This is a genomic window from Mucilaginibacter agri (assembly GCF_009928685.1).
GTDB lineage: Bacteria > Bacteroidota > Bacteroidia > Sphingobacteriales > Sphingobacteriaceae > Mucilaginibacter > Mucilaginibacter agri.
Genome location: NZ_WWEO01000040.1, coordinates 187470 through 200748, shown reverse-complemented (window position 1 = coordinate 200748; position 13279 = coordinate 187470). Strand labels below are relative to the sequence as shown.

8 protein-coding genes are annotated in these 13279 nt (G+C 44.1%); 2 read left to right on the top strand and 6 right to left on the bottom strand.

The window, feature by feature from the left end:
• Window position 1 precedes the first annotated feature (1 nt).
• Window positions 2–2572 carry a M1 family aminopeptidase gene (locus GSY63_RS06710; protein WP_166585020.1) on the top strand — a complete coding sequence of 857 codons (2571 nt, stop codon included), beginning with the start codon at window positions 2–4 and terminating at the stop codon, window positions 2570–2572.
• Between the two features lie 300 nt (window positions 2573–2872).
• On the opposite strand, the gene GSY63_RS06705 is transcribed toward GSY63_RS06710, so the two are convergent.
• Both GSY63_RS06705 and GSY63_RS06700 read right to left on the bottom strand, forming a co-directional pair.
• Window positions 2873–4462, bottom strand: coding sequence for a Na+/H+ antiporter (locus GSY63_RS06705; RefSeq protein ID WP_166585019.1), 1590 nt, complete (start codon window positions 4460–4462; stop codon window positions 2873–2875).
• A 63-nt stretch (window positions 4463–4525) separates the two neighbouring features.
• Window positions 4526–5407, bottom strand: coding sequence for a LysR substrate-binding domain-containing protein (locus GSY63_RS06700; RefSeq protein ID WP_166585018.1), 882 nt, complete (start codon window positions 5405–5407; stop codon window positions 4526–4528).
• A gap of 141 nt (window positions 5408–5548) precedes the next feature.
• Between GSY63_RS06700 and GSY63_RS06695 the strand changes: the two genes are divergently transcribed.
• A complete protein-coding gene (locus GSY63_RS06695) occupies window positions 5549–6793 on the top strand; it encodes an MFS transporter (RefSeq protein ID WP_166585017.1) in 1245 nt (414 codons plus the stop codon).
• Between the two features lie 21 nt (window positions 6794–6814).
• Here the strand turns inward: GSY63_RS06695 and GSY63_RS06690 are convergent, their stop codons facing one another.
• The 4 genes from GSY63_RS06690 to GSY63_RS06675 all read right to left on the bottom strand — a co-directional run bounded on the left by GSY63_RS06690 (window position 6815) and on the right by GSY63_RS06675 (window position 13252).
• Window positions 6815–9376, bottom strand: a complete 2562-nt coding sequence (locus GSY63_RS06690; protein ID WP_166585016.1) for a BamA/TamA family outer membrane protein — start codon at window positions 9374–9376, stop codon at window positions 6815–6817.
• A 217-nt stretch (window positions 9377–9593) separates the two neighbouring features.
• Window positions 9594–10838 carry a Pycsar system effector family protein gene (locus GSY63_RS06685; RefSeq protein ID WP_166585015.1) on the bottom strand — a complete coding sequence of 415 codons (1245 nt, stop codon included), beginning with the start codon at window positions 10836–10838 and terminating at the stop codon, window positions 9594–9596.
• Window positions 10839–10904: 66 nt separating this feature from the next.
• Entirely contained in the window at window positions 10905–11927 is a 1023-nt protein-coding gene (locus tag GSY63_RS06680; protein WP_166585014.1) for a cytochrome d ubiquinol oxidase subunit II, read from the bottom strand.
• Complete coding sequence (locus tag GSY63_RS06675) at window positions 11924–13252, bottom strand: cytochrome ubiquinol oxidase subunit I (protein WP_166585013.1); 1329 nt, start codon at window positions 13250–13252, stop codon at window positions 11924–11926. Before GSY63_RS06675 ends, GSY63_RS06680 begins: the two co-directional genes overlap by 4 nt.
• Window positions 13253–13279 lie beyond the last annotated feature (27 nt).

Here is a 13279-nt window from a genome sequence, read left to right as displayed (position 1 = left end):
AATGATCTCCAAACTAAAGATATACCTAACCTCGGCTTTATTATTAACCGGCTTAACTTCGGGCTTTGCACAGGGAGCTCGTCCCTTGGTAGAAACGGGAGTCTCCTTAAAACTGGCTACCTATAGGCGCACCGCCGTAAGTAATATTCAATACACTTTAAATTTGGATATCCCGGCTGATAAAGCACAGCTAATTGACGCTACGGAAAACATTAGCTTTACCTTAAAATCCCTAGTTCAGCCTTTGCAACTCGATTTTAAACAAGCGGGTGAGCGAATAACATCCCTCATAGTAAACGGAAAACCCATCGATGTAAATGCTTTTAACGAACATGTAATTGTCGACCAGCAACACCTTCATGCCGGTGTTAATAATATCGCGCTGAAATTTAAAACAGGCGACCAATCACTTAACCGCAACGACGATTATCTTTATGCGCTGTTTGTGCCCGACCATGCACGTACGGTATTCCCATGCTTTGATCAGCCCGATCTGAAAGCCCGTTTTTTGCTAACCATGCAGGTGCCTTCGGGATGGAAGGTATTGGCAAATGGCGCTAAAAAGGATTCAGTTGTGAATGGTAGTCGCACTACCTTTCATTTTGCTAATTCGGATAAACTGCCTACTTACCTATTTTCATTCACTGCAGGTAAATACGCGGATGTTAAGCAATCGGTAGGTAAGCATACGGCCGAATTTTTATACCGCGAAACCGATCCAACCAAAATAAAACTAAGTGTCGATTCGGTATTCATAGCCCATAAAAACGCCATCAGCTTTTTAGAGGGTTGGACAGGTATCCCCTTCCCTTTTCAAAAAGTAGGTTTTGTGGCAGTGCCCGATTTCCAGTTCGGGGGCATGGAGCATCCGGGCGAAGTGCAATACAAAGCATCGAGCTTGTTTTTGGATGATGGTGCTACGAAAGACCAGTTCATCAGTCGCTCGAACCTCATTTCGCACGAAACTGCACACATGTGGTTTGGCGATATGGTGACCATGGAGTGGTTTAACGACGTATGGATGAAGGAAGTTTTCGCCAATTTTATGGCCGATAAGGTGACCGAAAAAATGATGGGAACCGAAACTTTTAACCTCAAGTTTTTGCAAGACCACTATCCTGCCGCTTATGGTATAGACCGCACGCAGGGCGCTAACCCCATACGCCAACAGTTGGATAATCTACAGGATGCAGGCTCTATGTACGGCAACATAATTTATCACAAAGCCCCCATTATGATGCGCCAACTGGAGTTATTGATGGGGAAAGAAAACTTCAGACTTGGGATACAGCAGTATCTAAAAAAATACACCTACACCAATGCCACATGGAACGATTTGATCGCCATATTAAGCAAACACAGCAAAACCGACCTGTATGCCTGGAACAAGGTTTGGGTAAATCAGCCCGGCCGCCCGGTTTTTGATTATCATATTAGCTATGCTGGTAACAAGATTAGCCAGTTTACGATAACCCAGCATGCCGAATTTGGCGAACAGCGTGTATGGCCGCAAGCATTTAGCATTACATTGGTTTACCCCACCAACAGTAAAACTCTTACTGTAAACATGCAGGGCGATAAAGTGGCTGTTAAAACCGCAGAGGGCCTGGGCAAGCCACAATATGTAATCTTTAATTCTGATGGCATCGGTTATGGTTTGTTCCCTACCGACGTTAACGCTACAGGCAATTTATTTGAGATAGAAAGCCCCTTGCAAAGGGCTTCGCTTTATATTTCTGCTTATGAAAACATGCTGGCAGGGCGTTATTTCAAGCCCCATGAATTATTAAGTCTTTTTATGAAGGGACTTGTAGTTGAAAAAAACGAAATGAACCTGCGGATGCTTACCGGCTACATCGGCAGCATTTATTGGGAGTTTGTAACTCCAGCGACAAGGCAAAACCTATCGACCAGGGTAGAGCAATCTTTCTGGGAAGCTATGCAACAGCAGACAGCGGCCAATAACAAAAAGATACTGTTTAGGGCCTACCAGGATGTTTATTTGAGTGCAGCTGCCCAAAGCAATATCTACAACATCTGGCTGCAAAAACAACCACCTGCGGGGGTTAAATTAACCGAAGAAGATTATACCTCCTTAGCCTTTTCTGTAGCCCTGAAAAGCGACACCACAACCAGCATCTTAAAACAACAGGAAGAGCGTATTACCAACACCGATCGAAAAAAGCGCATAGAATTCATGATGCCTGCCTTGTCTTTAGACCCACAGGTGCGCGATAACTTTTTCAATAGCCTATCCGACCGAAAAAACCGGCAAAAGGAAGCCTGGGTTACCAGCGCATTATCTTATTTAAACCATCCGCTTCGTCAAAGCACATCAGTGAAATATTTGCCTAAAAGCTTGGAGCTATTAGAAGAAATCCAGAAAACGGGCGATATCTTTTTCCCTCAATCGTGGCTTGGATCTATATTCGGCAACTACCAAAGCAAGGAAGCGGTGCAGGTGGTAGCCGAGTTTCTGAAAAACAACCCCGGTTATAATCCGAAGTTAAGGGACAAGATCCTGCAGTCGACTGATAATTTGATGAGGGCAGAGCGGTTGCTGGGGAATTAACCCCGAACCTCAAAACATTGTCATTGCGAGGTACGAAGCAAACTCGTCGTAAGGTAAGCATATCCAACCTGTATAGTTACGAGATTGCTTCGTACCTCGCAATGACAAATTGGAATAAAAATGACTTAAAAGTAATTAAGAGTGGAACTTGTGCCGATTTTACCTACTTTAAAGTCATTCCCATAACTAATTAATTACCAACAAAATAAGCCAAAAAAAAATCAAAAACAATGACTTTTAAGTAGGAACACAGTGGTGCATGCGGTGCAATGCACCACATGCACCACTTTTAGGTGTGAATTACTCGTCGTTGGCGTAACGCATCCTTACCTTTTCTTCCTCAATATCAAGCAGGCTATGATACCGGCGAATCAGCTCTTCATCGGCCTGGGGCATTTTGTTAAGTTCTTCGAGGCAGGCCCGTTGGCGGTCGAGCAATTCATTATAAATGCGTTGGTATTCCTTTGATTTGCCGTCGTCGTCCATCGAGAAACATTGCTCATTTTCATACATGGTTTTCAACTGCTGCAAGGGCTTATTAGTTTTAAGCGCATCGGCATATTCTGCGTTGATGTAAGACAGGCTGGTCCGTGCCAGGGTTTTGCGGATAAGGGTATTGAGTTCGTTAGCAGGTAAAAGGTGGTCGGGGTCATCTAAATTAACCCATTTTACCACCCACGGAAGCGTTAACCCCTGTATCAAAAGCGTAAGCAAGATCACCGTAAAAGTGATAAACAAAATAAGGTTACGCTGCGGAAAGTGCTGCCCATTACTCAAATAAAATGGCACCGACAACGCCGAAGCAAGCGACACTACCCCACGCATGCCTGCCCAACCAAAAACCAGCGGCCCCTTCCATCCCGGGCGGTTATCAGCTGTGGTGATGTACCTGCTGATGAAAACCGTAAAAACAGATGCCCCAAATGTACACGCTACCCTTAACACCATTAAAAGCGCGGTTATAAGTACGCCATAACCGATAGCGGTCATTAAACTGATATCGCCCAACTGCCGGATGATTTCGGGTAGTTCGAGGCCGATAAGCATAAACACCACCCCGTTAAACAAAAAACCCAACGCCGACCATACGTTGCTAATAGCCAACCTGCTGGTGGTACTTAAAAACTGGTGACTTTTTGATGAGAGCAGCAACCCGCCGCTCACTACCGCCAACACCCCCGAAACATGCAGTCTCTCGGCCACGATGTACATCACATACGGAGTGGTGAGGGTAAGGATAATATCGATATTGGCATCGGTGGGTAACCATCTGTGTATGGCGTAGTAAATAAGCGCTATGCCTAAGCCAACGGCTACGCCCATTACCACAACCAGCACAAAGCTAAATGCGGCCTCATGAAACACAAACTGGCCTGAGGCCACGGCAATAAGCGCAAACCTGAATACAATTAAGCTCGAGGCATCGTTAAGCAGGCTCTCGCCTTCTATGATGGCCCTGGTGCGTTTGGGTACCTTAATATTCTTTAAAATGGCCGTGGCCGAAACGGCATCCGGAGGTGAAACAATCCCGCCGAGCAAAAAACCAAGCGCCAAGGTAAAGCCCGGTATCAAATTACTCGACACAATTGCCACCACCAATGCGGTAAGCAGCACAATTAAAAACGCAAAACTGGTTATGACCCTACGCCACTTCCAAAAGTCTTTCCACGAAGTTTGCCAGGCTGCTTCGAACAACAACGGAGGTAAAAAGATGATAAATATCAGTTCGGGGTTAATGCTCACCTTGGGTAAACCGGGTATCAGGCTTAGTACTAAACCACCAATCACCAAAACCATGGGATAAGCTAGTTTAAGCTTATGGGCGATCATTACAAAGGCAATAATAGCCAGTACCAATGCAATACATAAAATGGAGGTCTCTACTACCATATTTCGTAATCAAGGGTTTCAGTTAAGGCATAAGATACAACTTTGCTTTGCACCCAACAAAATTTACAGGGCATTGCTTACTTTCAAAAGCTCTTCGGCAAAAATTACCGCGGCCTTTTTGCGATAGGCTCCCTTGTTCCAAATGATGTAAGATTGCCGTGAAAGCTTATTACCCGTAATGGGTATTGCCACTAATTTATCCCAGCCTATGAGCGCCTTTTCATTAATAATGCTCACCTGTTCGCCGTTTTGCACTAATGATAAAAGTGAGTGCATATCATTTAGCTCCACTCGGATTGAGGGCTTGATTTTCTTTTTCTCAAACAGTTCGTCAACAAAATTGCGCGAGCTAAACCCTTTGGCCGGCAGGATAAGATTAAAGTCGAGCACATCTTTAAGGCTGATGCTTTTTAGCCTAGCCAGCTTATTGGTTTTAGCCACCACCATCACAATATTTGATTTAGAAAGTGGCTGCAAATCAAAATCGGGGTCGTTGCTTTGATTATGGAAAGCCAAAATAAGGTCTAACTCCGATTGCTTTAACTTTAACTCCAGATCTTCAGGCGCACCGTATTCGAGGTTGATCTTGAGTTTCGGGAACTTCTTGGAAAATATAGGCAGTACCGGCAAAATGAGTGACGTAAAGGCATAGGTTACCCCTATCCGCAGCTCACCGGCCAGCATATTGTTTAAATCGTTTATGGCCTGTCGGCCCTTGTCAACGTCGAGCAAAATGCGCCGGGCGTGGGTTAAAAATACGTTTCCGGCTTCTGTTAAACTTACATGTTTACCCAACCTATCGAACAATGGCATGCCTAGCTCCTGCTCCAATAATTTAATCTGTTGTGAGAGGGTCGATTGCGTGATATATACCGCTTCTGCCGCCTTTGTAAAGTGCAAAAGTTCTGCCGCCTTTACAAAATAACCTAATTGCCTTAGTTCCATTATTAATCGTTTTTACCTATCAATATCATTAAAACAATCTATTTTACAAATGTAATCATAATACCGATTTTTGTATCAACGAAAAGCAGCAACAAGCCCCCATTACCTCGCCGGCTTAAAGCTCAAATAAAATCGCTCGATATGAATGTACTCAGATCTTTAAAATACCGAAATTTTAAACTCTTCTTCTACGGTCAATCCGTATCACTTATAGGCACCTGGATGCAAAAAACAGCCGTTAGTTGGCTGGTTTACCGCTTAACCGGTTCGGCGGTATTGTTGGGTATTGTAGGTTTTGTAAGCTTAATCCCTTCACTGGTTTTATCTCCTTATGCCGGTAGTTATATAGAACGGCACAACCGTTTTAAGGTATTGGTATATACTCAGGTAATTTCAATGTTGCAGGCCGGTGCATTGGCTGCCATGATTTTCTTTAAATTTTATAGCATACCCGGGATTGTAATTTTAAGCTTAATTCAGGGTGTGATCAATGCCTTTGATATCACCTGCCGACAATCGCTAATGGTGGAAATGGTGGATAATAAAGAAGATTTGCCTAATGCCATCGCCCTGAACTCAACCATGACTAATATTGCACGTATTGCAGGTCCGGCGGTTGCGGGTATCATATTGAGTACGCTGGGCGAAGACTTCTGTTTCATTAGTAATTTCCTGAGCTATATCGCTGTACTCACTTGTTTATTTATGATGAAGCTGAACCTGACCGCTGTAGCTAAACCTCAAACAGATATCTGGACAGAACTTAAACAGGGCTTCAAATATGTTTCGGGAGATAAGGACATTAGCAGCCTGGTTATTATGCTGGGTATCAGCAGTATGTTTGTGATACCGTTTAATACCCTGATGCCAATCTTCGCCAAAGATATTTTTAACGGAAATGCCAAAACATTCAGCTGGTTTGAGAGTACCGCTGGCTTAGGCTCTGTAATCAGTGCCGTTTACCTCGCTAACCTCAAAAACAATAAGGGGTTAATGAAGATCATCACCATTGCCAGCCTCTTGTTCGGTGCAAGTGTACTATTCTTATCCTATGCTAAAATGCTCCCAGTGGCCCTCGTATTCATGACAATTACCGGCATCGGGATGATGGCGCAGACTTCGGCCATCAATACTTTTATACAAACTCATGCCGCACCTAACATGCGTTCACGAGCAATCAGTTACTACGTGATGGCTTACCAAGGCGTTATCCCGATAGGGAGTTTAATGATCGGCGTATTGGCCAGCTCAATGGGACCAAGAATAGCCATGGGGATTGAGGGTATTATCGGCATCCTATCTGCACTACTCTTTGTAGCTTACCGCAATCGCGCAGGCCAGGGTAATATATTTAGCAGAGCTAAAACAATGCTTGCGGGTAGATAACCGCAAGCATTACTTATTATATCAGATCCTGAAGTTAAAAGAAATATAAGGATACCAACCTTCCTTTGAGTGCCCTGCTAATACCTGAATAATAGTTACCCCGGCAGGCACAAAATAAAGCCCTCCGCCTGTGCCCTGGTGCCATTCGTTAGAGCTTTCTCCGTTTACCCAAACCCGGCCGACATCATAAAACCCGCCTATACCTAATTCGCCGGGTACAATGTAGCTTGCAATCTTAAATAGTTTTAACCTGGCTTGCAGGTTATTGTAAACCATATGCTGGCCTGCAAACCGATTTTGCAAATAGCCTAACAGGTTACCTTGGCCGCCCAAAAACATGGATTGATAAAACGCAGGTTTACCAATGCTCACACCACCACCAACACGGTCCGAGAGCACAAATGTGCCGCTCGAATTCAGTTTCTGATAGATAGTAAACTCAGGCTTGATCTGGGCAAAGGATTTCGCGTAATCATTCAATCCCTCATATCCTTGCAACAGAACGCTGAAATAGTAACCCTTATTTGGCAGCACCAGGCTATTTCTATGATTACTGATAAAGTTTACGATAACGCCCAAATGTGTTTTATTCTGATTAACGGTTGTGCTGTCGTACGAATTGATCCGGTTCGGAAAAGTGATCAGCCGGCCGGCATTCTTACTTTCGTCCATGTGATAGTATTGCAATGACGGACCAGCGCTAATGGTATTACCAACCCCTAAATGCCAGCGTAAAGCAGGGTCTACCTCATAAGTATTAAAACGCGTGCGGTAAAACCTGCGATAGTCATCGCCATCTTTATTCAGTGTAGTTTCGTTACCACGGCCGAAAAAGTTTGCTGTATTGGGTGCCTTGATAAACGCCGCTAGGGTAAAATCTGCCTTCCCGATAACCTGCGTCCATTCGCCAAGGTAGTTAATGCGGAATGCATCGGTAGCAAAAGCGTGAGTCAACATTAATTGCTGCACCGTAGTGTAGGGTACTTTGCGAAAGCCATCCTGACCGGTGTACTTAAAACCCAGACCTAACAAAAATCCATCATCAGCGTTGATAGAACCTGTTGCCAATGGCATCCACACGTTGTAGCCATTGCTTCGTACAAAATGCGTATTCGAGGTATCATTACTCAAATGCCTGTTCAGCCTGCTGGCATCCCCTGTAAATTGCACGCTATCTTTTCTGCTGTAAACATCTATGTTATTGCTCGCTTGCTTAACATCGTAAGTCTTGCTGCCATACTCGCCAACTATGCGTAATTTAACGTCGCAGGTATTAGTATTTACCTGCACCTTATCATCGCCTCCCGATATATATAATCTTACTTCCCTGGTAATTTCAGGAGCATAATTCGCATCCATAATTACTACACCTGGCTTGCCATTCTTATCCAGCTTGGTAATTACAACATGCATGCCGTTGTTCGGCCCATCAGATATGGTTACCAGCTCGTTTTTATCGCTGGTACGGATGTCGACATTTTTATTAACGAAATGATAGTACTCGTCCATCGCAACCGGGACATTGTCTCTACGTTTTTTAAGTTTGGCTATCAATTCATCGTGGCGCATCTTGTACACCTCGGGCGGTAGGCGGCGAAGCGCAGCCTCCAATACCTCATCAGTTTCTGCTTTTACAAACTCATTTGCCAATTGCATCCAATGCTCATAACCGATCTGGGCATCGGGGTATGGCCTCATAAAACGGGTTTTAAACAACGAGTATTGGGGACGAGGAATATCACCTTCAAAATCATCAAGCAAGGGGTCTATCCACGGCAAAGTTGCCAGGGTTGGGAATACACCTTGGGAAACGTGGAATACCTGATCACGGTCGCGCGGAACAGGTTCGTAAATTTTCTCTTTATTCTGTTTATGGCTTATCCATCGCCATTGATCTTCGTGGCGGTCCCAGTCGGCAACCAGCAGATCAAGCATACGGGCACGTAAAAAAGCATCACCATCGTAGCGTACATCATGATCGGCCTTGAGGTTATTTAACATCTTGATAGTATTATCCGATTCGCCTCCCGGTTCACGCTCCTCAAGCAAAACAACAAGGCCGGTAAACTTCGGGTTATACTCATGCAAAGCAGTGTCTGACGCTAAAACCCCTATCACCGGGTTTGCATGGCGCACATGTGCAGCTTCGGCCAATGGCGGCATCACTAAGGCCGAAAACGGGTGCTGACCGCTCATGGCGTCATCTAACCAGTCGATAGCAAAGGTTCCTCTAAAGTCTTCTGGTAATAGTTTATCGGGGGTTTTCTCTACACTGCGTATCACCCACTCGTCGCCTCTTTTATCTACCAATCGCAGCGATTTAGATTGCATGCCACCGCCCTCTCTTAGCGGATGCAGACCGCCATAAACCTGCGAAATATGTATCACAGGAAGTTTTACCGAAGCAGCCCACTCCTTACGATAATTTTCGCCAAAAAGCCAACGGTGTATGCCGGTTACATTATCGTAAGAGGGATGTACTTTAACAACAATACTATCGGGAAAAGCTTTGCCCGGAGCAGTTTGCGCCTGCACAGAAAACCATGCAAACGTTGCTATAATCAGTGTATATATTTTGCGCATAAGTAAGGTGTGTATTGTATTCCGAAACCATATTTCAGAGCGGGGTGCGCCACGGCGGCATCATCTATCGCAAGGCAAAATAAGTTTCGATGGATAATATTACGAATTTGTTTATCAAGGGTTAGTCCATTGCATTGAAATTAGCGTTTCAATTACATTGAGTTGATATTGGAGCTATAAATATTGACAATACGGTTTCCGGCCGCGCTTTTAGACACTAAACGTAAGACTCGCCACCGTTCATCTGGAAGATCACGGAGGCTACAATGAACGCGACAATAGCCACGATAAGGCCATACATAAAAATGTTGTATGCGTATCTGAGCAGGTGATATTTTCGTCCCAAAACCGCGCCTTGCGAGTACACATCTTTAACCAATGTACCATACAAAAAGTCCTTATCTTCCATAACCATTTTCATACCGTCGGCATACTTGTCGAGATCCATGCGATAAAAATTACCGAAGAATAAAAGGTTAACAGTATGGTTATCCAAATCATTTTGGTCAAAAGTTCCGTTGGGAACGGCAGGTCTTGTGGCCAGGATAGAGAACGTCATAGATGCCAAACTAACCAGCAATAATATTGACGAAGGAACCAGCAAAAAAGTACTTTCGTCCAGCTTCCTTAGCACCAGCGTAATAATAGCTGATAGAATAATAGAATTAACGGTGATCAGGATATGCGCTTTTTTATCTGCCATATCACTAAGTCGTTGATTATTGCTCGATGTTATCCTGAACATCGTTTCGATACCCTTCTCCGGGCGGTCTTTCTTTTTCTTTTTAGGTTGATCCTTCTCTGTAGCTATACCATCAGCCTTCAGTTCTTCTTCATGTTTTTGGTGAAGTTCTTCGATTTTGGTATTGGCTGCAATCTCTGCTTTCAGCAATGCCAGATTCTCAGCCTTTTTGTCTGCAAGTACCCTGCGGCCGTAATCGCTTGTGTAGGTATGGTGCTCCATAAAGGAAACCGTATCCGGCCACCATTGCTCCTGAGTTATGGTACGGTTAAGCACCGCTTCTAATTCCTGTCGAAGGCTTTCGCTTTTCTTTTTGAATGAATTCTTAGAAAGATGGTATAAGTCGGCATCGCACAAAATCTGGCCTAAAACCGTAGTTGGCTTTTGAGGCATACAAGTGGCCATAATTGTGGTTGATACCTGATCAATAATGGCGGGATCCACATCGTGTTTAGCTAAATACTCCTGTGCTACACGTGTGCTGCAATGTTCATGCTCGTGCTGTTGCACCAAATAGCCGGCATCGTGAAACCACGCTGCAGCGGTGAGAATAAACAGATCTTCATTACTTAACTGGTAGTGTTCTGCTATTTTGCAGGCCGCCTTAACCACGTATTCGGTATGCTCAAAGTTGTGATACGTTAATTCGGGACGAGGGTGCTCATCAAAATATTTCGCCACATATCTGGCTATTTTATCTACCAGTTTTTGATAGTTCATTCAGTTTATTTCGCTCTTAGGTATATATAAAGGATTACAACGGTTAGTTGTTTAAAATATCCTTTATTAATTGTGATGTGCTGTTCCGTGCTTTCTTTTACCGAAGCTATACACAAGGTAGAACAATGCAGGCAAAATAAACAAACTGCCGATCAATAATGCTATGCCAAGCGAATCAATTGTTTTTTGGGGAGCTTTATGATTTAAGAGCGACAGTTCGTCCCCATTTTTTAACAGTACGATGTTTGGGTAATGGGCATAAGTAACTGCAATAAGCAGCATAGTAACCATAAACCCGGCTATCAGACGCATAATCGCAACCTGGTCTTTAACAATAGCGATCCACAAAAACACTAAAGCGATTGCCGCGCTAATGATGGTGAGCAACGAAATAATATTGCCGAACAGCCAGTTTAAAAGCGGTATTCCATCTGCAATGGATGCTACAAACAAAATCACCGCCCATATCAACATTGCTACATTCATTTTCACTGCTTTACGACGGAAGGCTTGTTTAGAAATCTCATCCTTTACTTCGCCCACTAAAAATATGGCAGCCAAAAAGCCGCAAAGCGTAACGGTGAAGAATCCTACCGAAAATGAGAACCAGTTAAACCAATCGTATACATACGCCGAAAGGAAGGAATTTGATTCTGTATCAATTTTGCGCGAAACCGCGCTTCCTGCAATCACCCCCAAAAACAAAGGCGTAATAAAACTGGAGTACACATATATTTTGTTGTACACCCGCTGCATGTTGTCTTTAATAGCATCGTAATTCCGGAAAGAAAAGGCTGTGCCCCGGGCAATAATCCCCATCAGCATAATAACCAGCGGAATATGCAGATAAACCGAAACCGTTGTGTAAACCTGCGGGAAGCCAACAAATAATATAACTACAGCAATGATAAGCCACATGTGATTAGCCTCCCAAATTGGGCCAATGGCTTGATAAGATGTTTTACGCACGTGCGATTTATTATCTTTAGCGGTAAACAGCTCGAGGATACCGGCTCCAAAATCTGCCCCGCCCATCAGCAGGTATATTAATAGCGACACCCATAAAAAACCGATAATTACATAGATCATGACTGTAAGTTTAGGTTGGTGTGATCGTAAATTACTGGTACCATTTTAATTTGCCTTCCCAGCAAAAATGTAACCGCTACTGCCAGCGAAAAATATACCACGGTAAACAGATAGAATGAATACATAATACCGGGCATCGGCGTAACGGCATCGGCAGTGCGCATAACGCCTTGGATGATCCAGGGTTGGCGGCCAACTTCTGTAACCGTCCACCCGGCCTCTACAGCCAGGAAGCCTAAGGGTGTGGCCGCAACAAAGATCTTAAATAGCCATTCTTTACTGAGCCATTGCTTGAATTTAAATACGGCCAGTAGATACAATAAACTTATGCCCAGCATCACCATGCCAGCCGCTACCATAATCTGAAAAGCATAATGGGTAACTGCAACCGGCGGCTGATCTTTAACAGGTATTCTATCTAAGCCAATTACTTCCGAGTCAAACTTGTCATTCACCATCAAACTCAGCATACCCGGTAATTCAACCGCATACTTTACTTCCTGATTTTTGGTATCAGGTACGCCCCCAATAATTAATGGCGAATAAGTTTGGGTTTTAAAATGAGCTTCCATCGCCGCTAGCTTAGCTGGTTGATTTTTTGCCACAAATTTGGCCGAAATATCTCCGCTTAAAGGTTGCAAAATTGCTGCTACCACAGCAAACATCGCGGTAATACGAAACGCCGCAGCATGGAACCCTACGTTCTGTTTACGGATAATCATTAATGCATGGATGCCTGCAACAGCAAAACCGGTTGCGGCAAATGCGGCAATGGTCATGTGCAGGGCTTGCGAAAACCAGGCATCATTAAACATAGCTTTAATTGGATCGATATTGGTGTACTTACCGTTTATATAATCAAATCCCGAGGGACTGTTCATCCAGCTGTTAGCCGCTACCACCAATATACCCGATACAATACCGCTTACCCCTACCACTACCCCGGTAACCCAATGGAACCAGCGATTAAAGGTGTTCCAGCCGTAAAGGAAGAAACCGAGCGCGATGGCTTCTATAAAGAACGCAGTTCCTTCTAAAGAGAAAGGCATCCCGAAGATTGGTCCGGCGTGTTTCATAAACTCCGGCCACAGTAAACCTAGTTCGAAAGACAATACGGTACCCGATACTGCCCCGGTTGCAAAAAATATGGCAACGCCCTTGCTCCAGGCCTTGGTGATATTCTTATAGTTTTCGTTACCGGTTCGCAACCATAAAAAGTGGGCCACCGCCATAAAAAACGGCATAACCATACCGATACACGAAAACACAATGTGAAAGCCCAATGAAACGGCCATTTGCGAACGGGCGGCTAAAAAATTATCCATAGTTTAATGCGTTTAAGTGATGCCTCG